This is a genomic window from Pseudofulvimonas gallinarii (assembly GCF_004343305.1).
Classification (GTDB): domain Bacteria; phylum Pseudomonadota; class Gammaproteobacteria; order Xanthomonadales; family UBA2363; genus Pseudofulvimonas; species Pseudofulvimonas gallinarii.
In genome coordinates, this window is the sequence record NZ_SMAF01000030.1 from 1 (window position 1) to 25,546 (window position 25,546).

24 protein-coding genes are annotated in these 25,546 nt (G+C 68.3%); 11 read left to right on the plus strand and 13 right to left on the minus strand.

Going from position 1 to position 25,546, the window contains the following annotated elements; translation table 11 throughout:
• Nucleotides 1-962 precede the first annotated feature (962 nt).
• The 3 genes from EDC25_RS13475 to EDC25_RS13485 are packed head-to-tail and all read right to left on the minus strand — an operon-like array spanning nucleotide 963 to nucleotide 3,825.
• On the minus strand, nucleotides 963-2,357 hold the full coding sequence (locus tag EDC25_RS13475; RefSeq protein ID WP_123522193.1) for an NAD(P)(+) transhydrogenase (Re/Si-specific) subunit beta: 1,395 nt from the start codon (nucleotides 2,355-2,357) through the stop codon (nucleotides 963-965).
• Nucleotides 2,354-2,644, minus strand: coding sequence for an NAD(P) transhydrogenase subunit alpha part 2 (locus EDC25_RS13480; RefSeq protein ID WP_123522192.1), 291 nt, complete (start codon nucleotides 2,642-2,644; stop codon nucleotides 2,354-2,356). Before EDC25_RS13480 ends, EDC25_RS13475 begins: the two co-directional genes overlap by 4 nt.
• 59 nt (nucleotides 2,645-2,703) lie before the next feature.
• Nucleotides 2,704-3,825, minus strand: coding sequence for an NAD(P) transhydrogenase subunit alpha (locus EDC25_RS13485; protein WP_123522191.1), 1,122 nt, complete (start codon nucleotides 3,823-3,825; stop codon nucleotides 2,704-2,706).
• Nucleotides 3,826-3,963: 138 nt separating this feature from the next.
• Between EDC25_RS13485 and EDC25_RS13490 the strand changes: the two genes are divergently transcribed.
• Complete coding sequence (locus EDC25_RS13490) at nucleotides 3,964-4,536, plus strand: nitroreductase family protein (RefSeq protein WP_123522190.1); 573 nt, start codon at nucleotides 3,964-3,966, stop codon at nucleotides 4,534-4,536.
• Nucleotides 4,533-5,459 carry a 5'-3' exonuclease gene (locus EDC25_RS13495; RefSeq protein WP_243695127.1) on the plus strand — a complete coding sequence of 309 codons (927 nt, stop codon included), beginning with the start codon at nucleotides 4,533-4,535 and terminating at the stop codon, nucleotides 5,457-5,459. Before EDC25_RS13490 ends, EDC25_RS13495 begins: the two co-directional genes overlap by 4 nt.
• Before the next feature lie 138 nt (nucleotides 5,460-5,597).
• Here EDC25_RS13495 and EDC25_RS13500 read toward each other — a convergent pair whose 3' ends face one another.
• Both EDC25_RS13500 and EDC25_RS13505 read right to left on the minus strand, forming a co-directional pair.
• On the minus strand, nucleotides 5,598-8,825 hold the full coding sequence (locus EDC25_RS13500) for a VIT domain-containing protein (RefSeq protein ID WP_123522189.1): 3,228 nt from the start codon (nucleotides 8,823-8,825) through the stop codon (nucleotides 5,598-5,600).
• 175 nt (nucleotides 8,826-9,000) lie between these two features.
• A complete protein-coding gene (locus EDC25_RS13505) occupies nucleotides 9,001-9,318 on the minus strand; it encodes a DUF4156 domain-containing protein (RefSeq protein ID WP_123522188.1) in 318 nt (105 codons plus the stop codon).
• Nucleotides 9,319-9,502: 184 nt separating this feature from the next.
• On the opposite strand from EDC25_RS13505, the gene EDC25_RS13510 reads away from it, so the two are divergent.
• Nucleotides 9,503-9,901 carry a DUF488 domain-containing protein gene (locus tag EDC25_RS13510; RefSeq protein ID WP_123522187.1) on the plus strand — a complete coding sequence of 133 codons (399 nt, stop codon included), beginning with the start codon at nucleotides 9,503-9,505 and terminating at the stop codon, nucleotides 9,899-9,901.
• A gap of 56 nt (nucleotides 9,902-9,957) precedes the next feature.
• Here EDC25_RS13510 and htpX read toward each other — a convergent pair whose 3' ends face one another.
• A complete protein-coding gene (gene htpX, locus EDC25_RS13515; protein ID WP_123522186.1) occupies nucleotides 9,958-10,842 on the minus strand; it encodes a protease HtpX in 885 nt (294 codons plus the stop codon).
• A 76-nt stretch (nucleotides 10,843-10,918) separates the two neighbouring features.
• On the opposite strand from htpX, the gene gluQRS reads away from it, so the two are divergent.
• From gluQRS to phbB (EDC25_RS13535), 4 genes are all read left to right on the plus strand, one after another.
• Nucleotides 10,919-11,839: a tRNA glutamyl-Q(34) synthetase GluQRS gene (gene gluQRS, locus EDC25_RS13520; RefSeq protein ID WP_123522185.1), complete on the plus strand. Its 921-nt coding sequence runs from the start codon at nucleotides 10,919-10,921 to the stop codon at nucleotides 11,837-11,839.
• 387 nt (nucleotides 11,840-12,226) lie between these two features.
• Nucleotides 12,227-12,967 carry a beta-ketoacyl-ACP reductase gene (phbB, locus tag EDC25_RS13525; protein WP_123522255.1) on the plus strand — a complete coding sequence of 247 codons (741 nt, stop codon included), beginning with the start codon at nucleotides 12,227-12,229 and terminating at the stop codon, nucleotides 12,965-12,967.
• Nucleotides 12,968-13,074: 107 nt separating this feature from the next.
• Nucleotides 13,075-13,578, plus strand: a complete 504-nt coding sequence (gene phaR / locus EDC25_RS13530; RefSeq protein WP_123522184.1) for a polyhydroxyalkanoate synthesis repressor PhaR — start codon at nucleotides 13,075-13,077, stop codon at nucleotides 13,576-13,578.
• Between the two features lie 335 nt (nucleotides 13,579-13,913).
• Nucleotides 13,914-14,660, plus strand: coding sequence for an acetoacetyl-CoA reductase (phbB, locus tag EDC25_RS13535; protein WP_123522183.1), 747 nt, complete (start codon nucleotides 13,914-13,916; stop codon nucleotides 14,658-14,660).
• Between the two features lie 279 nt (nucleotides 14,661-14,939).
• Here the strand turns inward: phbB (EDC25_RS13535) and EDC25_RS13540 are convergent, their stop codons facing one another.
• The 4 genes from EDC25_RS13540 to EDC25_RS13555 all read right to left on the minus strand — a co-directional run bounded on the left by EDC25_RS13540 (nucleotide 14,940) and on the right by EDC25_RS13555 (nucleotide 18,249).
• Nucleotides 14,940-15,368, minus strand: a complete 429-nt coding sequence (locus EDC25_RS13540; protein ID WP_123522182.1) for a CBS domain-containing protein — start codon at nucleotides 15,366-15,368, stop codon at nucleotides 14,940-14,942.
• A gap of 77 nt (nucleotides 15,369-15,445) precedes the next feature.
• A complete protein-coding gene (locus EDC25_RS13545) occupies nucleotides 15,446-16,414 on the minus strand; it encodes a glycosyltransferase family 2 protein (RefSeq protein WP_123522181.1) in 969 nt (322 codons plus the stop codon).
• Nucleotides 16,415-16,502: 88 nt separating this feature from the next.
• Entirely contained in the window at nucleotides 16,503-17,279 is a 777-nt protein-coding gene (gene mtgA, locus EDC25_RS13550; protein ID WP_123522180.1) for a monofunctional biosynthetic peptidoglycan transglycosylase, read from the minus strand.
• Between the two features lie 31 nt (nucleotides 17,280-17,310).
• Nucleotides 17,311-18,249 (minus strand): Cif family virulence factor, encoded by a 939-nt coding sequence (locus EDC25_RS13555; RefSeq protein WP_123522179.1) that lies wholly within the window; start codon nucleotides 18,247-18,249, stop codon nucleotides 17,311-17,313.
• A gap of 152 nt (nucleotides 18,250-18,401) precedes the next feature.
• On the opposite strand from EDC25_RS13555, the gene EDC25_RS13560 reads away from it, so the two are divergent.
• Together EDC25_RS13560 and rocF are read left to right on the plus strand one after the other, a co-directional pair.
• Nucleotides 18,402-18,731 (plus strand): Hpt domain-containing protein, encoded by a 330-nt coding sequence (locus tag EDC25_RS13560; RefSeq protein WP_164484056.1) that lies wholly within the window; start codon nucleotides 18,402-18,404, stop codon nucleotides 18,729-18,731.
• Between the two features lie 139 nt (nucleotides 18,732-18,870).
• Complete coding sequence (rocF, locus tag EDC25_RS13565) at nucleotides 18,871-19,806, plus strand: arginase (protein ID WP_123522177.1); 936 nt, start codon at nucleotides 18,871-18,873, stop codon at nucleotides 19,804-19,806.
• A gap of 41 nt (nucleotides 19,807-19,847) precedes the next feature.
• On the opposite strand, the gene EDC25_RS13570 is transcribed toward rocF, so the two are convergent.
• Nucleotides 19,848-20,867 (minus strand): DUF2333 family protein, encoded by a 1,020-nt coding sequence (locus EDC25_RS13570; RefSeq protein WP_123522176.1) that lies wholly within the window; start codon nucleotides 20,865-20,867, stop codon nucleotides 19,848-19,850.
• A 120-nt stretch (nucleotides 20,868-20,987) separates the two neighbouring features.
• On the opposite strand from EDC25_RS13570, the gene EDC25_RS13575 reads away from it, so the two are divergent.
• Both EDC25_RS13575 and EDC25_RS13580 read left to right on the plus strand, forming a co-directional pair.
• A complete protein-coding gene (locus EDC25_RS13575; protein WP_123522175.1) occupies nucleotides 20,988-21,191 on the plus strand; it encodes a SlyX family protein in 204 nt (67 codons plus the stop codon).
• A gap of 105 nt (nucleotides 21,192-21,296) precedes the next feature.
• Entirely contained in the window at nucleotides 21,297-22,352 is a 1,056-nt protein-coding gene (locus tag EDC25_RS13580; RefSeq protein ID WP_123522174.1) for a lipid A deacylase LpxR family protein, read from the plus strand.
• A 16-nt stretch (nucleotides 22,353-22,368) separates the two neighbouring features.
• Here EDC25_RS13580 and EDC25_RS13585 read toward each other — a convergent pair whose 3' ends face one another.
• Together EDC25_RS13585 and EDC25_RS13590 are read right to left on the minus strand one after the other, a co-directional pair.
• Nucleotides 22,369-23,427, minus strand: a complete 1,059-nt coding sequence (locus tag EDC25_RS13585) for a hypothetical protein (protein WP_123522173.1) — start codon at nucleotides 23,425-23,427, stop codon at nucleotides 22,369-22,371.
• The gene (locus EDC25_RS13590; RefSeq protein WP_164484055.1) at nucleotides 23,424-25,445 is read right to left on the minus strand and encodes a DUF3857 domain-containing transglutaminase family protein; all 2,022 of its coding nucleotides are present in this window, start codon (nucleotides 25,443-25,445) and stop codon (nucleotides 23,424-23,426) included. The genes EDC25_RS13585 and EDC25_RS13590 overlap by 4 nt, the downstream gene beginning before the upstream one ends.
• Nucleotides 25,446-25,546: the final 101 nt, after the last annotated feature.

Below are 25,546 nucleotides of genomic sequence, written 5' to 3' on the forward strand. Positions count from 1 at the left end.
TTCCACCGTCAACTTGCCAGCCGTGGCCAGTTGACCAAAGCCGACGCCCATGTCGGCGCGATGACGACTGTTACACCACGGATTGGGACACGATCGCATCAGAGTCGGCGACGGAGCGAAGTCGAGACGTCCCGGCGGGGTTCAACGTTGCGATCAGACACCTGCATCTCCTTTGCGGAACTACATGTTTGCGGGCACAAAAGGGCCTTCGCGGCCGTCCTGAAGGCAGCCGCGCTCCAGCCAGGCGCACGGACATGGCGCCGAGCTTGTTCTTCTTGTTTCTTTGCGCTGCCTCTCCGACACTCACCTTCCGGTGCGAACAAGTGTCGTAGTGCTCAACCAAAACGTGACCGTGACCACGTATCGGCGCGGCATCCTATCATGTGACCGCCCACTGTCCGATCACGTTTTCTTGCCTGACACATGTTTGCACAGCACAATCAGCAATGGACGACTTACGGACAGGACGTCCTGTTTTCCTGGACCCCAAGCCCTTTTTCCGGACCGCTTCCCCTCTGAACGCAGGCGGCCGTGTGGCTGGAATGGCACTGCCAGGATTTCCGGCGCGGAAGTTCCGGGCGCGCCCAGGAGCCCCTTGAAGGTCGCAGCGGCACGCAGGGATCGCCCGGTCGACGGGGCAGCGGAGAACGGGGTGCCCGGGCGCACGCGCCGCGCGGCTGCTGGCCGACAACCCGATGCGCCGACTGTGCGCAGGCGCGCGCCCGGTGATCCGCCCGGCCGGTGTGCCGGTGACGGTCCGTCGTCCGCAGTCGATCAGGCTGGAGCCGATGCGACGGCCTGGTGCCGGGAAGAATGTCCCTGCGCAACCCGGCCGTGCGACCGGAGACCGCGATGCCGGTACTTGCCATCGACGTCGACGAGGGCGTGCCTCCCGGCGGCGGCTACGGCGCGCGGCGATCCGCGGCCGGCAACGGCGGCGCTTTCGCCGGCCGGATCGGAACTCAGCCGTCGAGCTGCTTGAGCTCGGTCACCAGCTGGCCGGCGACCGCATTGCCATCGCCATAAAGCAGGCGGGCGTTGTCGGCATAGAACAGGGCGTTCTCGATACCGGCGAATCCCCTGCCCTTGCCGCGCTTGATGATGATGACGTTCCGGGCCTGGTCGACGTCGAGGATGGGCATGCCGTAGATCGGCGACGACGGGTCGGTCTTGGCCACCGGATTCACCACGTCGTTGGCGCCGATGACCAGGGCGACATCGACGTTCGGGAACTCCGGGTTGATGTCGTCCATGTCCTCGATCAGGTCGTAGGGCACGCCGGCCTCGGCGAGCAGGACGTTCATGTGGCCGGGCATGCGCCCGGCGACGGGATGGATGGCGAACTTCACCTTGACGCCGCGGGCGATCAGGCCCTGGCAGAACTCCCACAGCTTGTGCTGCGCCTGGGCGACCGCCATGCCATAGCCGGGCACAATGACCACGCGCTCGGCATAGGCCATCAGCGAAGCGGCATCGGCGGCATCGACCGGCTTCTGCTCGCCGGCGATCTCGGTACCGCCGGAGGCGGCGCTGATGCCGGTGAACAGAACGTTGGACAGCGGCCGGTTCATTGCCTTCGCCATCAGCTGCGTCAGCAGCGTGCCGGCCGCACCGACCACGGTACCGGCGATGATCATCGCCTCGTTGCCGAGCACGAAACCCTCGAATGCCACCGCAAGGCCGGTCAGGGCGTTGTACAGCGAGATCACCACCGGCATGTCGGCGCCACCGATCGGCAGCGTCATCAGCACGCCAAGCAGCAGGGCCAGTGCGAAGAAAACGATCAGCAGCGTCTGGTCCGGTGAATACACCAGCCAGGCGCCAAGCCCGACCACGGCCAGAAACAGCAGGCCGTTGAGCAGGTTCTGTCCGGGCCACAGAAAGCGCTTGTCGATCCAGCCCTGCAGCTTGGCGAAGGCGACCAGCGAACCGGAGAACGCCACCGTGCCGATGATGCCGCCCAGCACGGCCAGCGCAACCGGCACATGGCCGGCGACCAGCGTGCCGCCGGAGACCTTGTAGAGCTCGACGGCACCGATGGCCGCGGCTGAACCGCCGCCCATGCCGTTGTAGAGCGCGACCATCTGCGGCATGTCGGTCATCGCCACGCGCTGGCCGGTCCACCAGGCGACGCCGCCACCCAGGGCGATGGCGAGGAGGATCAGCACATAGTTGTGCATGTCCGGCATGAGGAAGGTGGCCAGCGTCGCCACGACCATGCCGATACCGGCCTGCACGATGCCGCGACGCGCGGTGCGCGGCGAGCCCATGCGCTTGAGGCCATAGATGAAAAGGAAGGCGGCGAGGAAATAGCACGCCTTGATCAGGGTCGGCAGCCAGGCCTGGATCGTGCTCACCGGCCATCTCCCTTGCTGGACTTGAACATCTGCAGCATGCGTTCGGTCACCACGTAGCCGCCGGCGGCGTTGCCGGCACCGAGCAGCACGGCGATGAAGCCGATCGTCTGTTCGACCGGACCCTGCGCGTGCGACAAAGCAACCATGGCACCGACCAGGACGATGCCGTGCACGAAGTTGGACCCCGACATCAGCGGCGTGTGCAGGATCACCGGCACGCGGCCGATGATCTCGTGGCCGGTGAAGGCCGCAAGCATGAAGATGTACAGCGCGAGGAATCCGTCCATTCAGTCCACCCCCTCGATGGAATGCGGCTGCGCGCAGCCGGCGATGTCATGCGGTCTGGTCATTGGCCGATGGCCTCGCGTGTCGGGCCGTGGCGGATTTCGCCATCGTGGGTCAGGCAGCTTCCGGCCACCAGGTCGTCGTTGAAGTCGATGGCCACGGCGCCGTCCCTGACCAGCAACTGCGCGAACGTGAAGAGGTTGCGCGTGTACATCTCGCTGGCATGCGTGGCGGTCTGCGCCGGCAGGTTGAGCGGACCGATGACGACCACGCCGTCGACATCCACGGTTTCCCCGGCGCGCGTCCGCTCGGTGTTGCCGCCGGTTTCGGCGGCGAGATCGACAATGACCGCGCCCGGCTTCATGCCGGCGATCATCGCCGCGCTGACGATCTTCGGTGCCGGCCGACCCGGCACGGCCGCGGTGGTCACCACCACGTCGATGCCCTTGAGGTGATCGGCCAGCGCCTGCTGCTGTTGCGCCCGCTCTTCGGCGGTGAGCTCGCGCGCATACCCGCCTTCGCCGGCCGCGGAGACGCCAAGGTCGAGGAACTTCGCGCCCAGTGACTCGATCTGCTCCCGCGTTTCCGGACGCACGTCGAAGCCTTCGACCATGGCGCCGAGCCGGCGCGCCGTGGCGATCGCCTGCAGGCCGGCGACACCGGCGCCGATCACCAGCACCTTGCTCGGCCGCACCGTGCCGGCGGCCGTGGTCAGCATCGGGAAGAACTTCGGTGCCGCCTGCGCGGCGATCAGCATGGCCTTGTAGCCGGCCGCGGCGGCCTGGGATGACAGGATGTCCATCGCCTGCGCACGCGTCGTTCGCGGCAGCAGTTCCAGTGCGAAGGCGGTGATGCCACCATCGCGCAGGGCTTTCACCAGCTCGCGCTCGCGATACGGCGCCAGTGCGCCGATGACGACCGCGCCACGACGCAGCGCGGCGACCTGCTGCAGCGTCGGCGGCTGGACGGCGAAAACGATGTCGGCAGCGGCGTAGACGGACTGCGCGTCCTCACGGACCGCAACGCCATAGGCCTCGTCGGCGAAACCGGCGGGCCGGCCCGCGCCACGCTCGATCGCCAGTTCCATGCCCGCTGCACCGAGCTTCTTCGCCACATCCGGCACCATGGCGACACGTCGTTCGCCCTGCGCCGTCTCCCGAATGACGCCGATCGTTACAGCCATGTGTGGCCCCCACCCTTGGAGCGGCCGATACTAGCACCGCTCCCCGCGGGTCGCGTGTCGCGGCGCCGCAGGCAGGCGTGGCCGGGCAGGCGCGACGCGCATCCAGCCGCTGCAGGTGGCGTCGGCTAGAATCCGCGCATGGAAAATCCGCTGATCGCGCTGCTCCGGCAGCGACACTCCGTGCCCAGCCGCCAGCTGCGCGAACCCGCGCCGGATGCCGGCCAGCTGCAGCAGATGCTGCAGACAGCCGTGCATGTCCCCGACCACGGCCGACTTGCACCCTGGCGCTTCATCGAACTGCGCGACGAAGGTCGCCGCCAGCTGGGCCAGGCGTTGGCCGACATCTTCCGTCGCGAGCATACGGACGCTACGGAAGCGGCGCTGGAAAAGGAAAGCACACGGTTCTCGTTCGCGCCGCTGGTGGTCGTGGTGGTCGGCCGCATCACGCCCGGCCACAAGGTGCCGGTGATCGAGCAGCAGCTGTCCGCCGGCTGCGTCTGCCTGCAGCTGCTGCAGGCGGCCCACGCCCTGGGCTTCGCCGCGCAGTGGTTGACCGGATGGGCCGCCTACCATCCGGACATCCACGCGACCCTGGGCCTGTCCGCCGACGAACAGGTCATCGGCTTCGTGCACATCGGCACACCGGCTGCGGAAGCGGTCGTCCGCCCGCGACCGGATGTCGCCGCACTGCTGAGCCGCTGGCCGGCGTGAGCGGTACGTCGCGCGCCGCCACGCAGGACGCGCCGGCACCGGCCGTCCTGATCGATGCCAGCATCTATGTGTTCCGTGCCTGGCACACCATCGACCCGGGCATGAGCGATGCCGATGGCTGGCCCAGCAATGCCGTCTATGGCTTCACCCGCTTCCTGCTCGAGTTCCTGCGCCGGCAGTCGCCGCGGCACATCGCCGTGGCCTTCGACGAGTCGCTCTCCGGCAGTTTCCGCAACCGCATCTATCCGCCGTACAAGGCGAACCGCGATCCGGCGCCGGAAGAACTGAAGCGCCAGTTCGAGGCCTGCAAGCAGCTGGTGCGCGCGCTAGGCATCGCCTGCCTGGCCGATGGCGAATACGAAGCGGACGACCTGATCGGCAGCGCCCACGGCGTGCTGCGCTCGCAGGGCCAGAGCGTCACCATCGTCTCCGCCGACAAGGATCTGTCGCAGCTGCTCGCACACGGCGACGAACAGTGGGACTACGGCCGCGACCTGCGCTGGTGCGCACGCGGCTGCGTCGACCGCCACGGCGTGCCGCCAGAGCACATCGCCGACATGCTGGCGCTGGTCGGCGACCCGGTGGACAACATCCCCGGCGTACCCGGCGTCGGCCGCAAGACCGCGGCGATCCTGCTGCATCACTTCGGCGGCCTGTCCGGGGTGTTGTCCAACATCGACCGCATCGCCGCCATGCGGCTGCGCGGCGCGCCGCGCATCGCCCGCGCCATCGCCGAACGCGTCCAGCAGATCCTGCTGATGCGGCGGCTCACCGGCATCGCGCTGGATGCGCCCGTGCCCACGGCGATCGATGCCTATCGTCCCGCCGCACCCGATGGTGACGCACTGGCCGACCTCGTCGATCGCCTGCGCTTCGGCCCGCTGACCCGGCGCGCCTGCATGGAGTGGCAGGGCGCGGCCTGAGCCGCATTGCACATCGGCCGGGCCGCGGGAATCCGCAGAGGCCCGAAAGGGGTTGCTGCGTCCCGGATTCGCATGCAGTCGCCGCCGAAAGGCGCGCAGTGCCGGAGCGGCCGACACTGCGCGCCAGGGGCTGACTGACTAGTCGATGCCGACCGTGAACTCGCCCAGGTCGATCGTCTGCTTGCCGGATTCCAGGCGACGCGTGATCGCCTGGCGTTCGCCGCCGGCTTCGCCGAAACCGGTCTGGAACTCCACCTGCACCGTCACCGGACCGCTGACACTCTGGCGCCGGTCGCCGTAGTAGTTGGCCTGGATGCGGTAGGTGCCGGGCAGCGGTCGCGCGATGGTGTACACCTCCGGCCCGTAGCCCTGCGTGAAGTCGCGGCTGACGTGGCCACCGGTGCGCGTCTGGTTCTGGCCGTAATACGCCTTGTCGCCCACCGGATCGATGACCCACAGGTCGATGTCGGTGTTGTCGGCATCCCAGGTCAGCACCACGCGCAGACCGATCGGCAGCGGCTGCAGCAGCTCGGCGGGTATCGCCAGCGCCGAGACATCGACGCCACTTCCCGCCTTGGCGAGGAGGTCGTTGAGTTCATGCAGGGCGATCAGCTCGATACCGGGGAAACGGCCGTGCCACTCGCCGGTGGCGATCTGCCACAGCAGTTCCACCGCGCGGGTCCATTGCGGCTGCGGCAGGCGCGACAGCGCCAGCGCGAGGTCGCGATAGCTCTGCGGTTCTTCCGGACGCTGCGCCAGCGCCGACTCGAACTGTCCGACCGCCAGCGCGTACAGGTCCCACTGCGCCAGCCGATAGGCCAGCACGCGGGTCAGGGCCGTGTCGTCCAGGCCGAGCTCGGCGATGTTCGACAGCACGCGCACGGCAAGGCCGGGATTCTTCGCTTCCTCGCGGAAGTAATCGGCGCAGTCGAGGAAGAACGACGGTGCGTTGCCATGCTGTTCGCGTTCGACCAGATAGGCGGCGTAGGGATCGTCGGCGGCACGCAGCATACGCAGGTAGGGCGTATCCGGATTCCAGCCGGCGATGTTGATGCCGGCCGACAGCAACGGCGGCAACGAGGCGTCCGGCGCCGCTTCCTCGGCGGCGACCGCGGCCGTGGCTTCGCCAGGCGCGGGCGCCGACGGTGGCGGTGGCGGTGGCGGCGCGGAGGCCAGCACCGGCGCTTCATCGCTGTCGCGTACCGCCCTGCGCCGGGCCACACCGGCTTCGGCGATGGCGCCACCGGTCGGCACCGGCCGGTCGCTTGCGCCGGAAGCGGCGGACTCCGATTCCGGGGCCAGCTGCAGGCGGCGACGGCGCAGCTGGTCGAGATCGCGCATCACGGTCGCCGCTTCCGCCTCCCAGCGCCTGCGTGTCGCGGCATCGCCGCCTTCGTCCAGCCAGCGCTCACCCAGCTGTTCGCTGAGCTTGAGCAACCGCCCGCTGCGCTCGCGCAAAGCAGCCGCGCCGTCGACGCTGTCGGGCACGGCGCGCCAGCGCGCATTTTCCTGTTGCGCGAGGGCCACCAGCACCGATTCAAGCCAGGGATGGCGACGGCCGTGCCAGTCGCGGAACTCTCGCCACTGCTGCGCCAGCGACGCGATCCGTGCGTCGCGGCCGGCGTCTTCGGGCGTCTTCGGCGTCGACGCCAGCAGCGCGTGGTACTGCTCGCGCAACTCGGCTTCCGGCGGTTCGATGCGGTAGCGGACATAGTCCTCGATGCGATCGAGAACCAGCAGCGACGTGTGCCGCGTCACCACGCCATGGCGCGTCGCCAGCGCGGTGATCTTCGCCGTATCCGGACGCGGATCGGCGTCGAGGTCGGCGAGGTGCGACTGTGCCCACAGTCGATGCACGCTCGCTGCCATGTCGCCCTTCGCGCGCCAGGCATTGCCGCGCAGGTGGACGTGATGGCCGGCCGATTCACCGCCGCGACCGAAAGCAAGCTGCAGCCCCGCATCCACATCCAGTCCGCGGCAGCGTCCGGCGATGAGCAGGCTGCGTTCGACGGTCGAGGGCACCGCCGGCGTGACATCGACGCAAGCGGCCCGTCCCGCATCGAGCGCGAGCACGCGCCACGGACGCCGGCCCAGGGCGCTCGCGGCTTCATCGGCGCTGCTGTGCATCAGGTCGATGCGCACGCCACCGCCGCGCCGGGCGATCGCATCCAGGCGTGCGGCATCGAGCTTCTGCGCGGCATGCAGGACATGCACGATGGCGTTGCCGGAAGCCGGCATGGCGCGCGGCTCCGCATCACCGAAGTTGCTCAGGCCGTCACCGATCACCAGCACCCGCTGCGCCTGCGCTGCCTGCGCGAAATCGATGGCGCCGTAGCTGCTGCCGCCATCGAGCGGTAGTGCACGGATCGCGTCGAGCAAGGCACCGGCATCGCCGCGCTCGATGTTGAAGCTGCGCGCGGGCTCGGCGGCGTCGCGGAAGGCGATCAGGTCCACCGTGACGCGTGGGAGCCGGCGCAGGTACGCGGCAAGTGCCGCCAGCTCGCGTTCGCGATCGCGTTCCCGCGCGCTGCCGGAAGCGTCGTAGAACACGGCGATCCGCCGCGGTACCACGGGCGCGTCGGCATCCACCGGCATGCCGGTCTCGACGCGCGCCACCCAGGTGACCCATTCCGGATCGACGGGATCCAGCGCCAGCATCCAGTTGGCCGTCGCCTGGCGCGGAATCTGGAACGACAGCTCGCTTTGCGGCTTCACATCGGCGCGCTCGAAGCTGGCGACCCAGGACTCACCGGCGCGATCGAACCGCAGCGACGGATCCGGCGAGGCCGGGACGCCGGCATCCGCCGCGCCCAGCGTCCGCGCCTGCGCCTTCACCGCGAATCGACGTACCGGCGCATCGAAGTGCAGGGGCAGCACGTAGCGCTGCTGTGCGCCATCCTCGACCAGCACCTGTTCGAAGCGCAGGACGATGCGCTTGTTGCCATGCGCAGGCAGCGGATACAGGCGGGTGCGGAAGACATTGCCCTGGGTCAGCTCGACCAGTCCCGGGTCGATCTGCTGGCGGATGATGTTCTCGAAGGCGACGCGCGCGGTCTGTTTCGGTACGACCACGCCGGCGCGCAGGCGCCCGGCCACCTCCAGCTCATAGCCGGAGACGGTCTGGCCCGGCGCCAGCGGGAACACGAATTCGCCTTCCAGCACGCGGCCGTTGGGATTGGCGAACACCAGTTCCATGCGCGTGCGGGCGATGAAGCCTTCGACGTCGATGTCGATGTCGACGGAGTCCAGGCGGATCGGCTCCAGGCCCTGGTCGGGCGGAATCCAAACCTGCGTCTGCGCCCGCGCGGCACCCGCCGCCATGCCCAGCGCCACCGCGGCGGTGGCCGCCATCGTTCCAAGATTCATCGCAACACTCCCTTGTCAGCTTGCCCGAATGTCGATGCAACGCGGCACCATGTCAAACGGGGTCATGCAGCAGCAAGGTTGCGCGCAAAATCGTTCCGGCCACGATCAGGTCGCGGGAGTTGAACGGGTGGGACGGCGCCCGCTGTTGCGGTCGCGATTGCCGGATCCGAGGGACTCAGCGGCAACGCCAGGCGATGAAGCGCTGCTCGCCGTCGACCGGATCGGCCACCGCCGAAATCGTGTCGGCGCCCAGGGTGGCCGCCTCGTTGCGCGCAAGCGATTCCAGCTCGTCGCGCACCTTCAGCTCGTTGCGGTCGATGCCCGGCACGATGCGGTCACGCACACCGACACCGATCTCCCCGACCCGGGTGCAGGAACCGGTATTGCCGTCGTAGGCCACGCGCACCTTCGCCCCGGCTGGATCGGGCTTCACCCAGGTGCAGGCGGACAGGACGAGCACGAAGCTGGCGGCGATGGTCGGAAGTCGGGTCATGGTGGTGTCCGGGTGGCGAAACGGTGGATCGGAACGCCAGCGGGCCGTTGACCGGAACGCGACCGGGCGTCTTCGCGACATTGTGCCGGTTCCGCCTGAACACGGCGATAGCCGCAGGCGGTTCTTTTTCGCAACGGCGGTCTAAAGTGGCAACCGGAAGCCCGGGGAACACGAGAACATCACCATGACCATCCGCATCGTCCGACTTGGCAGTCCGCGCGCGCCAGGCGAAGGCCTGCGCATCGGCACGGTCCGCCGGCCCCCGCGCGGGGTACCGAAGGCGCGATTCGCAAAGGACAACTGGTATGACACCTGGCTGCCGCTGCTTGCGCCCAGTGCCGAACTGGTCCGTCAGGCCCAGGACGCGACCACCCCAGCGGCGTGGTCAAGGTTCGTGAAGCGCTATCGCAGCGAGATGGGCAGGCCCGAAGCGCGCCAGGCACTGGACCTGCTGGCGGCGCTGTCGCACGGCAGCCATTTTTCAGTCGGCTGCTACTGCGAGGACGAATCGCGCTGCCACCGCTCGGTGTTGCGTGCACTGCTGGCGGAACGCGGCGCCGAGGTCGATCCGGCACCGGGCTGAAACGGAAAAGGCCGGCATCGCTGCCGGCCTTCGCGGTGGCTGCCCGCCTGCGCCGGTCAGCGGCTCGCTTCCAGTGCGGCGATGCGCTCAGGGATCGGCGGGTGGCTCATGAACAGCCGCTTCAGGCCGTCGGCCATGCGCCCGCTGATGCCGAAGGCTTCCACTTCTTCCGGCAGCGTCGACACGCCGGCATTGCCGCCGAGGCGACGCAGCGCATTGATCATCTTCTGGCGACCGGCCAGCGTCGCGCCGCCGTGGTCGGCACGGAACTCGCGCTGGCGCGAGAACCACATGGCGATGATCGACGCCAGCATGCCAAGCACGACCTGCAGCACCATCACGGTGATCCAGTAGCCCATGCCCGGGCCGCGGTCGTTCTTGAACACGACCTGGTCGACGACACGACCGATCAGGCGCGAGGCGACGATCACGAAGGTATTGAGGACACCCTGCAGCAGCGCCATGGTGACCATGTCGCCGTTGGCGACGTGCGCGACCTCGTGGCCGAGCACCGCCTCGACCTCGTCACGGCCCATCTGCTGCAGCAGGCCGGTGCTCACGGCGACCAGCGCGTTGTTGCGGTTCATGCCGGTGGCGAACGCATTCATTTCCGGCGCGTCGTAGATCGCCACGTCCGGCTTGCCGATGCCGGCCTGCTCGGCCTGGCGGTGCACCGTCTGCACCAGCCACTGCTCGGTCTGGCTGCGCGGACTGGACGGATCGATGACCTGCGCGCCGGTCGAGCGGATGGCGATGCTCTTGGACATCGCCAGCGAGATCAGCGACCCGGTGAAGCCCAGGATGGCTGCGAAGATCAGCAGGTGCGTGAAGTCCTGGCCGGTCTGCGCCAGGTAGACATCGACGCCGAGCAGCTTGCAGACGATGGTCAGGACCGCAAGGACAGCGATGTTGGTGGCGGCGAAGAGCAGGATGCGCTTCATGGCTTGGACTTCTCCAGGGAGATGGATTCGGCGAGGATTATACGTGCGGCCTCGTGGCCGCCCATCAAGACCGGACATGCCCGTTGATCCATCCGCTTTAGCGCCCGTTTACCGGGGCCGCTTCGCGCCCTCGCCGACCGGGCCGCTGCACTTCGGCTCGCTGCTGGCGGCGCTGGCCAGCTGGCTGCGCGCGCGCAGCCTGGGCGGACGCTGGCTGCTGCGCATCGAGGACATCGATCCGCCGCGCGAAGTGTCCGGCGCCAGCGCATCGATCCTCACCACGCTGGCAGCCTTTGGCATGGAATCCGACGAGCCGGTCCTGTTCCAGCATGACCGGGGCGAGGCCTACGCCGTCGCCCTGCAACAGCTGGTCGACGCCGGCCTCGCCTTTCCTTGCCGATGCTCACGCACGGACCTGCTCAGGGCCGGCGGTCATCACGGGCGTTGCCAGCCGCATGCCGGCAGCAAGCGCCAGCCGGCCTGGCGGCTGCTTGCACCGCCCGGTGTCTTGACCTTCGATGATGCCGTGCAGGGCCTCCGGCGGCAGGACGTGGCAAAGGATGTCGGCGACTTCGTGCTTCGCCGCAGTGACGGCCTGTGGGCCTACCAGCTTGCCGTGGTGGTCGATGATGCCGCGCAGGGCGTCACCGAAGTGCTGCGCGGCGCCGACCTGCTTGATTCCACGGCGCGGCAGATCGTCCTGCAGCGTGCACTCGCGCTGCCGACGCCGGCCTATGCGCATATCCCGGTCCTGCTCGGCGACGACGGGCAGAAGCTGTCGAAGCAGACCTTCGCCGCACCGGTCGATGCCTGCGATCCGGTGCCGGCGCTGCGCCATGCGCTGGCCCTGCTCGATGTCCCTGCCGCCGCCCTGCCCGCAGGCGGCAACGTCCCCGCGCTTCTCGAGGCGGCGATTCCACACTTCCGGCTGCCCGGTGCGGATCGCGGCCTCGGCGTGCCTGCCGCGGCGTGGCGACGCGACGACATTCCGGGCTGACATTCCGGGCTGACATTCCCGGCTGACATTCCGGGCTGACATTCCGGGCTGACATTCCGGGCTGACATTCCCGGCTGACATTCCCGGCTGACATTCCCGGCTGACATTCCCGGCTGACATTCCCGGCTGACATTCCCGGCTGACGATTCCGGCTGACGATTCCGGCTGACGATTCCGGCTGACGATTCCGGCTGACGATTCCGGCTGACGATTCCGGCTGACGATTCCGGCTGACGTTTCCGGCTGACGTTTCCGGCTGACGTTTCCGGCTCATTGGCCGGCTGTTCGCCAGCCGCACTGCAACATGGCATTGTCCGGCGGACGTTTACACTGATCGCCTGCGCATCGCCCGGTGCGCACATTTTTTCCAAGGTCCAGGAGGAAACCATGACATCGCGCATCGCACTCGTCACCGGCGGCACCGGCGGTATCGGCTCGGCCATCTGCGAGCGGCTGGCCCGGAACGGCCTGAAAGTGGTGACCAATTACCGCGACGAGGGCAAGGCGCGCGCCTGGCAGGAGCGGATGAAGGAAAAGGGATTCGACATGGCCATCGTGCCCGGTGATGTCGGCGATCCGGCCGCCGCCGCCGAAATGGTCGCGACGATCCAGTCGCAGGTCGGTCCGGTGGACGTGCTGGTGAACAATGCCGGCATCACCCGCGACACCACCTTCCATCGCATGACGCCGGAGCAGTGGCACGAGGTCATCAACACCAACCTCAATTCCTGCTTCAACGTCACCCGCCCGGTCATCGAGGGCATGCGCGAGCGCAAGTGGGGCCGCGTCATCCAGATCAGCTCGATCAACGGCCTGAAGGGCCAGTACGGCCAGGCCAACTACGCCGCCGCCAAGGCCGGCATGCATGGCTTCACCATCTCGCTGGCGCGCGAGAACGCCAAGCTGGGCATCACCGTCAACACGGTGTCGCCGGGCTATGTCGCCACCGACATGGTGATGGCGGTGCCGGAAGAGGTCCGCGCCAAGATCGTCGCCGACATCCCGACCGGCCGGCTCGGCAAGCCGGAAGAGATCGCCTATGCCGTCGCCTTCCTGGTCAGCGACGAGGCCGCCTGGATCACCGGCTCAAACCTCGACATCAACGGCGGCCACCACATGGGCTGGTAACGGCCGCAGCCTTCCGATGCCCGGCGGCGCGGGAGCGCCCGCCGGGCGCTCAGCGGCCACGCGGCTTTGCTGGTGCGTCGCAACAGCCCCTGCTACGATCTGGCCCCATGGCCGACATCCGCGTTATCAAGAAGTACCCCAACCGTCGCCTCTACGACACTGCCATCTCCAGCTACATCACGCTGGAAGACGTCCGGCAGCTGGTGATGGACGAGGAAGAATTCGAGGTCCGCGACGCCAAGACCGGCGTCGACCTGACGCGTTCGGTGCTCCTGCAGATCATCTCGGAGAACGAAGGCCAGGGGCAGCCGATGTTCACGACCAAGCTGCTCAGCCAGATGATCCGCTTCTACGGCGATTCCATGCAGGGCTTCATGGGCAACTACCTGGAGCGCAGCCTGCAGATCTTCATGGACCAGCAGCAGCAGTTCCGCGACCAGCTCGGCAGCCTGCTCGGGCGGACGCCATGGTCGATGCTCAACGACCTCGCCGAGCGCAACATGGACCTCTGGAACAACATGCAGCAGGGCCTGCTCAAGGCGGCCAACCACATGCAGCGCGAGACCGCCGACGCCAGCAAGGCCAAGCCCGGCGTCAAGACACCGCGTTGATCCGCCGCGCCTGCGGCATGCCGGCGCCCCGCTTCCGTTCAAGCCGGCACTTTTCCGTTCGCCTGTCGACCTGAAGCTCTGCCGTTGCCGCGAAAGCCGGGGCGCCGCTGCCCTGTCCTGGGGCTGGCGTTCCCCAACCCCGGCGCTTCCACGACGAAGTCGCGCGCCCGCTCCTCCATCATCGAGCGCCACCGCCCCGAGCGTTCGTTGCGGCCATCGAACAGGTGGACGACCCTGCCGCGCCCTACGATCGTGGTTTGACGCCCCGTCGAGGCCTGCCTACCATCCGGGCTCTTTTGCGCCGCATCCCGGCGCGCACCCTGGAGCCTGACTGCATGGACAAGCGCATCGCCGTCGTCACCGGTGGCATCGGTGGACTGGGAACGGAAATCTGCCGGCACCTCGCCCGCGCCGGCCGCCACGTGATCGCCGCCGACCTGCCGCAACGGGAGGACAGGCTGGCGCAGTTCCGTGAAGAGACCGCCGACTTCGCCGGGCAGATCGGGTTCGCGCCGCTGGATGTTTCCGACTTCGACGCCTGCCAGCGCTTTGCCGAGACGATGACGCAGACGCACGGCCGCATCGATGTCCTGGTCAACGCCGCCGGCATCACCCGCGATGTCAGCCTGCGCAAGATGACCCAGGCGCAGTGGCTGGACCTGATGAAGGTGAATCTCGACGGCGTGTTCAACCTCTGCCGTGCCGTCGTCGATGGCATGTGTGATCGCGGCTTCGGCCGCATCGTCAACATCTCGTCGGTGAACGGCCAGACCGGCCAGTTCGGGCAGACCAACTACTCGGCCGCCAAGGCCGGCATCCACGGCTTCACCATGGCCATGGCACGCGAAGTGGCGCGCAAGGGCGTGACCGTCAACTCCGTCGCGCCCGGCTATTGCCGCACCGCGCTGGTGATGGCGGTGCCGGAGACGATCCGCGAGCAGATCGTCGCCAGCATTCCGGTCGGTCGTCTGGGCGAACCCGCCGAGATCGCCCGCACCGTCGACTTCCTCACCGCCGACGACGCCGGCTACATCACTGGCGCCATGATCCCCGTCAACGGCGGCTACTTCATGAGCTTCTGACCACAAGGCGCTGCCGGCGCGCAGCGCCCGCGACCTGCATCCTGCAGGCGGGTAGCCTGCTGCCCGCTGCGGCCGCCAGGCCGCTGCCGAATCAGCGGCAACCCCGACAAAGAGCGTGCGCAGCAAGCTACGCTCCTACAAAAGCGAAGAGCGGCCACCGCCACGCACCACCAGCAACCCCGCACCCTTGTAGGCGGGTAGCTTGCTACCCGCTGCGGCCGCAAGGCCGCTGTCAAACCCGCCGCAACTTGTCGCCGTCGCGACAGCGCGGGCGCGAACTCAGCGGGTGATGTAGGTCTGCAGCTGCTCGATCTCTTCGCTTTGTTCGTCGATGACGGCCTTGACCAGGTCGCCGATCGACAACACGCCGACAACGCGCTCGCCGTCGACGACGGGCAGATGGCGGATGCGTTGCGTGGTGACGGTGTGCATGCACTCGCTGAGGGTGGTGGTCGGCGTCACCGTGATCACCGGCGCCGCCATGATGTCCGCGACCGCCGTGTCCCGCGATGAGCGGTCCATCAGGATGACCTTGCGTGCGTAGTCGCGTTCGGAAACGATGCCGACCAGCCGTTCGCCGTCCATGACCAGCAGCGCACCGACATGGTGTTCGGCCATGCGGCGGATCGCCGTCAGCACCGAATCCTGTGGCGCCGCGCTGTAGATCGCGTCGCCCTTGCCTTCGAGAAGATGTCGTGCGTTGCGCATCGCCGTTCTCCGACCGTGGCCGCGGCCAGTGTAGCGCGACGGCGCAGGCGGGGCGAACCGGGACGCGGCGCCGGTGTTCAGGCGCCCGGCAACGGCGGCTCGCGGTCGTGCCGGGCCGGTTCCACGACATCCAGCAGGTACAGCGGCCGCTGCTTGGATTCCATGAACAGCCGCCCCAGGTATTCGCCGATCACGCCCAGCGCCATCAGCTGCACGCCGCCGAGGAACAGCATCACCGCCATCAGCGACGGATAGCCGCGCACCGGATCGCCGAAGACGATGGCCTTGCCGACCACCCAGAGGCCGAAGCCGAAGGCGACCAGCGCCGTCAGCACGCCGACGTAGGTGGCCAGTTTCAGCGGTGCCGCCGAGAACGAGGTGATGCCCTCGATGGCGAAGTTCCACAGTTTCCAGTAGTTGAACTTGCTGGTGCCGGCGTGGCGTGGATCGCGCTGGTAGACCAGTGCCACCTGGCGGAAGCCGACCCAGGCGAACAGGCCTTTCATGAAACGGTGGCGCTCGCGCAGCCCCTTCAGGGCCTGGTGCGCGCGCCGGCCGAGCAGGCGGAAGTCGCCGGTGTCGGCCGGGATCGGCGTCGGGCTGATGCGGCCGATGAAGCGGTAGAACATCGCCGCGGTCGCCTTCTTCAGCCAGCTCTCGCCATGACGTTCGGCGCGCGTGCCGTAGACCACGTCGTAACCTTCGCGCCAGCGCTCGACGAACTGCGCGATGATCTCCGGCGGATCCTGCAGGTCGGCGTCGATGACGACGACAGCATCGGCATCGGCGTAGTCCAGGCCGGCGGTCATCGCCAGTTCCTTGCCGAAATTACGGGACAGCCGCAAGGTCGCCACGCGCGGGTCGGAGGCGGCCAGCGCCTGCATCACCGCCCAGGTGTCATCCTTGCTGCCGTCATCGACATAGATGACGCGGCTGTCGAGATCGAGGCCGTCCAGCACCGGCGCAAGGCGCGCATGGAAGGCATGGAGGCCCTCGCCTTCGTTGTAGGCAGGCACGACGACCGCAAGCGACTGGCGTTGGTTCATGGCGCGAATGCTAGCGCGCCGCCGCTTGCGCCGTCGCGCTTGACAGCGTCACACGCATGCGCGCCCCGCCTCCACGGCAGGACACCGTTCAGGGCACGACGCCTTCGAGATGGTCGGGGCCAAGCAATTGCATCTGGCGCTGAATCCAGGCCGAGCGCTGCACCACGTGCGGCGACGGCGGCTGCGGCGAATGGCGGTTGGGTGCCGGCAAGACCGCCGCCAGGCGCGCGGCTTCGCCGGCATCGAGCTGCGCGGCCGACTTGCCGAAGTGCACCTGCGCGGCGCCTTCGATGCCGTAGATGTCGCGCCCGAACTGGGCGATGTTGAGGTACACCTCGAGGATGCGCCGCTTCGGCCAGGTCGTTTCGATCAGCACCGTGAAATACGCTTCCAGGCCTTTGCGTACCCAGCTGCGGCCCGGCCACAGGAACAGGTTCTTCGCGGTCTGCTGGCTGATGGTGCTGCCGCCGCGGCGTCCTTCTCCCGCCAGGTGCTCGGCCGCAACCTTGCGCAGCGTCGCGAAATCGAAGCCGTGGTGATCGGGGAATTTCTGGTCTTCCGAGGCGACCACGGCGAGTGGGACGGCCGGCGCGATCTGCGCCAGCGGCACCCAGCGATGGCGCAGGCGGAAAGACGGATCGCCCTTCCAGGTCGCCTCGACCACGCGCTGGAACATGAAGCTCGACAGCGGCGGGTTGACGAAACGGAACAGCAGGACCAGTGCCAGCGTGATGCCGAACCAGCCGACCGCCAGCCAAAGCAGCCAGCGTGCGAGCCGGCGCTTCCAGCTTGCCGGCTTGCGTGTGCTGCCGCGGGATCTGCCGCGCGACGTGCGGCGCGCCTTCGGAGAAGAGGGTCGGGCCAAGGCGGTCAGCGCATCACTGGCTGCAACGGCATCATTCGCCGGCGGCTTCGGCGGGAACCGTCGCGTCGTCCGCGGAGGGTGCCTGTTCCTCCGCCTCCGGCTGCGGCGCCTCGCTGTCCGGGCCCGCAGCCGGCGGCGCCGTCACCGGTACCGCGACTTCCGCCGCCAGCAGCCAGCCCGCGTTGTCGCGATGCCGCCAGATGCGCAGGTAGGCACCGTGCTCCGGCTCGCCACCGATGCTGACGCCGAGATCGCCGCTGGCCGCCATGACCGTGAGGTCCGGCGCGCTGGCACCGACTTCACCCAGCACCACCTGCCGGACCGCATCATGACCCTGGATCGGCGGACGGCCGGGGCGGAGCAGCACCAGATCCTCGTCCAGCCATGCACGTTCGACCTCCTCGCCACCGGGACGCTGCGCCGAAGGCAGCCGCAGCGCCGCCGCCATCAGGCCCTGGTAGCGCGTGTTGACCAGGAAACTGCCTTCCACGGCGGCCGACCGGCCTTCGCCCAGCGCGGTGACGGCATCGCGCCCGCTCGCGGCGGCTGACGTGCTGACGCCATGATCGACCAGCACTTTCCAGTCGCCATTGGCGTCCTTCATCCACACGGTGGCGTAGAAGCCGTGTCCGTCAGGGCGCAGCCCTTCCTCCAGCGTCCTCGACCGCCATGGTCCGATGGACCAGCCGAAATCGCCGGACGCGGCGATCTCCGCGAACCACGGACGCCATTGCAGCAGGAAATCCGGCGTTTCCTGCGCCGCGTACCAGCCGCGCGCAGCCACCGGCAATGGCCGGAACACCACGGATTCCTCCATGAGATGGCGCAGCGTGCCATCGCGGACGCCCATGTCGGCGACATCGGCCGCAAACGCGCGTTCGGCCTCGACAATCGGATCGATATCGGCCCGCGCGGTGGCCGGCACCCACGCCAGCGCGCCCAGAAGGACCGGAAGCAGTCGGAAGCCCATCGCAGTTCCTCTTGGTTGGGCTGCCCATCATCGACGCAGCCCGGCGTCGCGACAACCCCGGCCGCCCCGTTGCTTCAGGAATGCGGCGCTGGCACTTGCATGCCTGCCGCAGGCAAGGACAATGCCTCGTCAGGGTATCCGGAGGCGACGCCATGGCTGAATCAATCGACGCGCTGCACGAACGCTATCGCGCCAGCCTGGCTGACAAGGCCGACGAACTGGAAACCCTGTGGCCGCTGCCAACCAGCAGCCCGGCCCGAGACCGCGTCACGCCGTTGCGCCAGGCGCTGCACAAGCTGGCGGGGTCCGCCGGCAGTTACGGCTATGCCGGGATCGGCAGCCAGGCGCGACTGCTCGAACAGTGGCTGTCGGCCTGGGGGAGCGGTGGTCCGCGTCCCGGTGCACGGCCGCCGTTGCGGATGTCGCAGGCGTTCCTCGAACTGATCGACCTGCTGCGCAAGACGGCCAGTACGACGCCCTGAGCCGCGCCGTTCCGGGCGCACGCGACCATTGCGAACGGCGGATCCGCACACGGTCGGCCCTGGCTCCATACCGCGGCGCAGGGGGCGCTGGGGACGGGCGCGGTAAACTGCCGCACTCTTTCCAGAACGGCAGCCCACCATGTCGCGACACTATCCACCTGTAGCGCTGATCGGCGCGCCCACCGATGTCGGTGCCGGCCATCGCGGTGCCTCGATGGGTCCGGAAGCCCTGCGCGTCGCCAACCTGCACGGGCGGCTGCGCCTGCGCGGCCTCGATGTCCTCGATCGCGGCAACCTTGCCGGACCGCCCAATCCCTGGACCGGCCCGGTCGATGGTTACCGCCATCTCGCGGAGGTGACGGCCTGGAATCGCGCCGTCATGGACGCGGTGGCGGCCGAACTGGTCGGCGGCCGCATGCCGATCCTCCTTGGCGGCGACCATTGCCTGGCCATCGGCTCCATCACCGCGGTTGCCAATCACTGCCGCGCCACTGGGAAAACCCTCCGCGTGCTGTGGCTCGACGCGCACGCCGACTTCAACACCAGCCAGATCACGCCGTCCGGTAACATCCACGGCATGCCGGTGGCCTGCCTCTGCGGCTATGGCCCGGAAGAACTGGTCAGCCTCGGCGGGCATGTGCCGGCGATGGACACCCGGTCGATCCGGCAGATCGGCATCCGCTCGGTGGATGCCGGCGAGAAGCGCTTCGTGCACGAAGTGGGCCTGGACATCTACGACATGCGCTACATCGACGAGGTCGGCATGCGTGGCGTCATGCAGCAGGCGCTGGCGGGAATGGACGACAACACCCACCTGCACGTCAGTTTCGACGTCGATTTCCTCGACCCGGCGATCGCGCCCGGCGTCGGCACGACGGTGCCCGGCGGCCCGACCTATCGTGAAGCGCAGCTGGTGATGGAAATGATCGCCGACACCGGCCGGCTGGCGTCGCTGGACATCTTCGAAGTCAATCCGGCGTACGACAACCACAACCAGACCGCACTGCTGGCGGTGGACCTGGTGGAAAGCCTGTTCGGCAAGTCCACGCTGATGCGGCGCGGCGTCGACGACTGACCTTCACCATCCGCCCTTGCAACTGCGACGCGGCGCGGCGATCAGCCGCGCTGCAGCAGGTCGCGCAGGTCGATGATCGCCGCGTTCGCGCGCGAAATGAAGTTCGCCATCACCAGCGAATGGTTGGCGAAGAAGCCGAAACCCCGCCCATTGAGGATCATCGGGCTCCAGATCGCCGCCTGGGTCTGCTCCAGCTCGCGGATGATCTGGGCCAGGCTCGGTCCGGCATTCTTGTTCGCCAGCACGGAGGCGAAATCGTGTTCGACCGCCTTGAGCAGGTGGATCAGCGCCCAGGTCGCGCCACGCGCCTCGTAGAACACATCGTCTATCTGCCACCACGAGGTACGCACTTCGCGCAGCGGCGGCGTCGGTTTGGTTTGCGTGGCGGCCGGATCGCCGGCGAGGTCGACATCGGCCTGTACGCGACCGACACTGGCCGACAGCCGCTGCGACAGCGAACCCAGCCGCTTCTCGACCACCGCCAGCCAGTCGGCGAGGTTGTCGGCGCGGGCATAGAACTGGGCGTTGTAGGGATCGCCGTCGACCAGGCGCTCGAGGTAGCCGTCGAGGCGGCTGATGCCCTGGCGGTAGCGGCTCTCGGTGGACACGAAGATCCAGCGGTCGTTGGCGTAGTGGAACAGCGGATCGGCTTCCTGCAGGTCGGGATCCTCGACGCTCTGCGTCTGCGAACGGGAGAAGTCGTTGCGCAGTGCGCGGGTCAGGTCGCGCACCTGGACCAGCACGCCGAACTCCCAGTTCGGCATGTTGTCCATGAACACCCCGGGCGGCATGACGTCGTTGCTGAGATAGCCACCGCGCTTGTGCAGCAGCGTGTCGGCGACGCGCTTGAGCGTGGCGACGGTGGTGTAGCCCTCGACCAGCCGCGTGTTCCCGGCCGGCAGTCCGGCGCGCGCTTCCTTCACCGGATCGAACAGGCCCGGCTCGCTGTCGAACCACCACATCAGCGCAAGCACGAGGACCAGCAGCGCGCCGAGGACGTAGGCCGCGAGGCGCCAGCCGACGCGGCGACGCGGCGCAGACTTGGGAATCACGACATTCATGGTGCTCGGGCTCCGGTGTAGTGGTGGCATTGTAGCGGCGGCAAACGGCCATGCAGCGCACGACCAGCCCGCTTGCGCGCGGACTGTTACCCTGTCGGTCATGGACAGTGAGGCTCACGCATGGACGAAGCACGACTGATCGAAATCGAAACCCGCATCGCCTGGCAGGAAGATGCCCTGCGCCAGCTCAGCGACGCGCTCGCGACCCAGCAGCGCGACATCGAGCGCCTGCAGCGGCTGTGCCTGGCCCTGCAGGCGCAGGTGGAAGCCAGCGGCGACCGCCAACGCGGCCTGCCCGCCGACGAGCGTCCGCCGCATTACTGAACGCCGCCCGCGCGCCGGGCCGGCACGGCGTCGTCGTCGCCGTCACCATGATCCACAATTGCGAGCTGTTCCGCCGGCAGGGCCGGCCCAGTCCGTGATCACCCGATGACCCGACACCGCCTCGCAACGTTTCCCGCCGCCCTGCTGGCCCTCGCCTGCTGGACGGGCGCATCCGCGCAGACCGACAGCACGCGTTGCGTCGACCGCGGCGATCCTGTCGTCAACATGCGCTCCGACAACGACCTGTTCGGCGGCCGCGGCCAGGACCAGGGCTACACCAACGGTCTCGTGTTCACGCTGGTATCGCCCAACCTGTCCGACTACACGCGCGACCCCTGCCTGCCGACGCCGGCGCGCTGGTTGAACCGCTACCTGCGCCGTTTCCATGACCAGCCGTTCGAACAGCAGAACATGGTGTTCTCGTTCGGCCATGCGCTGTTCACGCCGGAAGACTACCGCCGCACCGACCTGATCGAGGATGACCGTCCCTATGTCGGCGCCTTCCTGCTCGGCTTCGGCTACAACGCCCGCCGCGCCAACCAGCTGCGCCACAGCCAGTTGCGCCTGGGCATGGTCGGTCCATCCGCACGCGGCGAGCAGGTGCAGAACGGCTGGCACAGCCTGATCGGCGAGGAACATTTCCAGGGCTGGGACAACCAGATCGGCGACGAATTCGTTGTCCAGTACGTGCACGAGCGATCGCACCGGCATCCTTTCGCCTCCAGCAATGCCGGCTGGGGCCACGATGCCATCAGCCACTGGGGCGGCGCGCTCGGCAATCTCGGAAGCCATGCCAATGTCGGTGCCGAATGGCGGTTCGGCTTCCGCCTGCCCGATGATTTCGGCAGCTCCCCCCTGCGCCCGGCAGGCGAGAACACCGCGCCCTCGCTGGCGATCAGCCGCAATACCGGCCTGGGCTGGCATCTGTTCGTTGCCGCCGACGGCCGCGCCGTGATCAACGACATCGCGCTGGACGGCAACACTTTCAAGCACAGCCACAGCGTCGATGCGCGCCATTTCGTCGCCGACTACGGCTGGGGCATGGTGCTGACCTACGCGCGCTGGAAGTTCGCCTTCGCCCGCTATTACCGCACCTGGGAATTCCAGGGCCAGCGCGAACGGCCGGAGTTCGGCAGCTTCACCATCAGCCTGGTGATGTGACCGCCGCCGCTGGGATTCAGTCCCGCCCCTCGATCAGCACCTCGCCACGCTGGTAGAGCCGCAGGCGTTCGCGGAAGCGCTCGATCTGCCCTTCATCGGCGCCCGCCTGCTTGAGCAGCGCAACGACCTCCGCCTGACGCTGGACCGCACGCCCGAACTTGCCGCTGGCAGCGTCGCAGGCGGCCAGGCGACGCTCGGCCAGCGGCATCAGCACATCGACCGCCGCTTCAGCGCAGGTGTCCCTCGCCGCCTCGAGGCAGGCACCTGCGACTTCCAGCACGACACCGGTGAGTTCCTGTTCGCCGGCCTTGCGCAGCGCTTCGGCACGCTCCGCCTGCGGCGTTTCAAACAGGATGCGACGGATCGCCCGCCCGATGCCGATCGCGCTGTCTTCCCCATCCTCGGCCGCAGTCAGCAGGTCCCGGCTCAACAGGAAGCGGAACGCCGGAGACCCGGCGATCTCCATGCGCTGCAGGCGCACCATCGGCGCGAGGAAATCGAAAACGAGGATGTGCTCGCGGCGTGCAGCTTCATCCCACAGCGCCACGACCAGAGGAAGATGCCGGCCCGTGCGTGAGCTGTCGTAGTAGCTGTACAGCCGTGTTTGTCCGGAAACCTCGACGATGGCGTCGGCGTCGTACTGGGCCAGCACGGGAATCGGACGGTCCAGCAGCGACGGCATACGCGCATCCTTCAAGGCATGGCGGAGCAGGGCGGCAAGTGCCTCGCTGTCACGGTCGGCTCTCGCCGCATCGCCCATGGCTTCGGCGCAACGCAACGACAGCCACCACAGGGCGATCCCCACCGGATTGGTGCGCAGATGGCCGTCCAGATCGTCGCGCGCACCGCTGCAGGCCTCCGCATCCAGCTCGCCGTCGACCGGCCACAACCGGTCAACGAGCTCGTAGCCGCCGTAGATCTTCGCGGCGTCGCCGCCGGCAAGGACCCGTTCCCACAGCGTGGCCGGATCGATCTCGCCGGGCATGGGAATCGCCCCGGCATCCGCCGCCGGCGCCGGCCGCGGAAAAAGTGCAAGCAGCGCGCAGGCGAGCAGCACAGGCAGGCGCCGGGTCACTGGCCGCCCTCGCCTGCCTCGAGCAGATCCCTGACGAGCCGGCGCATGCGTTCCTGGCGGTCCCCCTGCGCCTGGGAAGCCGCCATCGCCAGCGCCAGCCGGAATCCCAGGGCACCGTTGGCCTGCCTTCTCTGCGCGACGTGCTGCGGGATTGCCGCCGCCGTGACGTGGTCGGCCCGCGACGCGTAGGCGTGTCGCACCACGATGCGACCGGCCAGTTCCGACACCTCGCGCCGGTAGGAGAATGCGTCGTCCTCGACCTGCTCGGCCTCGGGCAGTGCGTGCAGGCGCCAGCCTGGCGGCAGCACGAATTCCGTCACCTGTTCCAGCTTCACCGGATGCCGCAGGGCCAGGGGATGGCCGCGGACCGGGTCGGCGGGCAACTCGATCGGGTCGGCCACGCCATCGGCATACAGGTCGATCAGGCGACGTCCGGCCGGCGACGGCTCCCACGGCGAGAGCAGGGCGTAGCGCTCGCGCAGGCGCACGCTGCCGTCCGCTTCAACGTGTTCGACCTGCAGCGGGGACAGCACCTCCAGTTCGCCGTAGAGGCGGCGGTAGTGGTTGGCATAGCCGCTGGCCAGCTCCGCCTCCCCCTGCCGCTCGAGTTCGCGCCGGATGCGCTCGGCCATGCGGCCGGAACGCACGGTGTCCACCGTCAACTCGATGCGCGTGCCGTCGGCGGACGGCTCGAAGCGTTCCTGGACCTTCTGCGCCCAGGTCGCCGTCACGTCTCCACTGACCGCCTCCAGCGCACCGACGCCGGCGGCGACCGGAAGGGCGACGCCAAAGTCGAAGGCCGAGCGGTCCGACAGTGTGCCACGCTGCAACGTCAGCGTCGGATCCAGCCAGTAGGTACGGTCGTCGATACGGGCGCGCACGATGGCGTGGTCGAACTGCGAGGCGGCGGGAATACCCTCGGCAATACGACGGTTGCCGCCCGAGGACACCAGGGCCGGCACGGCGTCGACATCCAGCCGGCGCAACAGCACGGCCAGCAGCCAGGCCTTGTCCTTGCAGTCGCCGAACCGGCGCAGCCAGGTCTGTGACGGCGCCGATGGCCGGTGCGAACTCTCGCCCAACAGCACGCTGAAATAGCGCACTTCGTCCTGCACCGCTTCCAGTGCGGCTGCCGCGCGCGACTGCGCGTCGGGCAGGGACCGCCATTGCGCGATGCGCTGCTCCAGCTCATCCGGCAGGGGCTGTCCTTCCGGATAGAGGGGCAACGCCCATGCCACCACTTCCGACCAGTTCCGGCGCGGACCGATCTGCACGCTGGCATAGGCGTCGTACCACGCGGGCAGGTCGCCGGCCACCTTCACGACGGGCGCATTCTCCAGCAGCAGCACGACTTCCGTGCCGTCGCGCTTGCTGCGCACGACCGGCTCGGCCTCGATGCCGAAGGGACGCACATCCACTTCGGCGCCGCGCGGAAACAGGACGCGGACATGGCGGCGCAGGATGGGGTCGTGCCAGGTCATGCGGAACTCGTCGTGCAGCATGCCGGCCAGCACGGGATTTTCGCCGCGGACGGAATCGCGGTAGCGGACCAGGTCGCCGGGTCGCACGTCATCGACCACGATCAGTGCCGACATCACGCCAGTGGCGATGTCCGCTTCGAAGGCGGCTTCACGCCGCGCGAGGGTGACGCGCTGCGGATCGAAGCGTGTCACCCACTCGCCATCGCGCCGCACTTCGACGTCGTGGATCGTCAGCGACTGGAATTCGGGATTGAACGGGATGCTGAAGCGGGCCAGTTCGCCGACCAGCTCGCGGGTGCGGGCTTCGGCGACCTGTTCGTAGAACGCCACCGCTTCGCCGCCGCGGCGGTCCACCTGGGCATCGAGCAGCCAGATGCGCCAGTTGGCGCCGCCATTGGCGGACGACTCCGACGGCCATGCCGCGGGCACCGGCTGGATCCGTACCCATTCGGGAGCCGGACCGGAGGAGAAGCCGTCGTCGGCACGCACCGATCCGGATGGAAGAACCGCGGGCAGCAGGCCCGCCACGCCCAGCACCAACGCCGCAAAGAATCCTTTCGCAAAACACCGCCTCCACTGTCCGGTGCGACAATGTAACAGCGTCGATTCCTTGCCGTGGCGTCGTGCATCCCGGCGAG

Coding starts and splice junctions, on each gene's coding strand:
- EDC25_RS13575 (WP_123522175.1), top strand. CDS start 20,988: ATGGACGAAGCACGACTGATCGAAATCGAAACCCGCATCGCCTGGCAG.
- EDC25_RS13540 (WP_123522182.1), bottom strand. CDS start 15,368: ATGCGCAACGCACGACATCTTCTCGAAGGCAAGGGCGACGCGATCTAC.
- EDC25_RS13490 (WP_123522190.1), top strand. CDS start 3,964: ATGGAAAATCCGCTGATCGCGCTGCTCCGGCAGCGACACTCCGTGCCC.
- EDC25_RS13480 (WP_123522192.1), bottom strand. CDS start 2,644: ATGGACGGATTCCTCGCGCTGTACATCTTCATGCTTGCGGCCTTCACC.
- EDC25_RS13485 (WP_123522191.1), bottom strand. CDS start 3,825: ATGGCTGTAACGATCGGCGTCATTCGGGAGACGGCGCAGGGCGAACGA.
- EDC25_RS13545 (WP_123522181.1), bottom strand. CDS start 16,414: ATGAACCAACGCCAGTCGCTTGCGGTCGTCGTGCCTGCCTACAACGAA.
- EDC25_RS13570 (WP_123522176.1), bottom strand. CDS start 20,867: ATGAATGTCGTGATTCCCAAGTCTGCGCCGCGTCGCCGCGTCGGCTGG.
- EDC25_RS13505 (WP_123522188.1), bottom strand. CDS start 9,318: ATGACCCGACTTCCGACCATCGCCGCCAGCTTCGTGCTCGTCCTGTCC.
- EDC25_RS13510 (WP_123522187.1), top strand. CDS start 9,503: ATGACCATCCGCATCGTCCGACTTGGCAGTCCGCGCGCGCCAGGCGAA.
- EDC25_RS13500 (WP_123522189.1), bottom strand. CDS start 8,825: ATGAATCTTGGAACGATGGCGGCCACCGCCGCGGTGGCGCTGGGCATG.
- rocF (WP_123522177.1), top strand. CDS start 18,871: ATGTCGCGACACTATCCACCTGTAGCGCTGATCGGCGCGCCCACCGAT.
- EDC25_RS13560 (WP_164484056.1), top strand. CDS start 18,402: ATGGCTGAATCAATCGACGCGCTGCACGAACGCTATCGCGCCAGCCTG.
- phbB (WP_123522255.1), top strand. CDS start 12,227: ATGACATCGCGCATCGCACTCGTCACCGGCGGCACCGGCGGTATCGGC.
- EDC25_RS13580 (WP_123522174.1), top strand. CDS start 21,297: ATGACCCGACACCGCCTCGCAACGTTTCCCGCCGCCCTGCTGGCCCTC.
- htpX (WP_123522186.1), bottom strand. CDS start 10,842: ATGAAGCGCATCCTGCTCTTCGCCGCCACCAACATCGCTGTCCTTGCG.
- phaR (WP_123522184.1), top strand. CDS start 13,075: ATGGCCGACATCCGCGTTATCAAGAAGTACCCCAACCGTCGCCTCTAC.
- gluQRS (WP_123522185.1), top strand. CDS start 10,919: ATGCCCGTTGATCCATCCGCTTTAGCGCCCGTTTACCGGGGCCGCTTC.
- EDC25_RS13555 (WP_123522179.1), bottom strand. CDS start 18,249: ATGGGCTTCCGACTGCTTCCGGTCCTTCTGGGCGCGCTGGCGTGGGTG.
- phbB (WP_123522183.1), top strand. CDS start 13,914: ATGGACAAGCGCATCGCCGTCGTCACCGGTGGCATCGGTGGACTGGGA.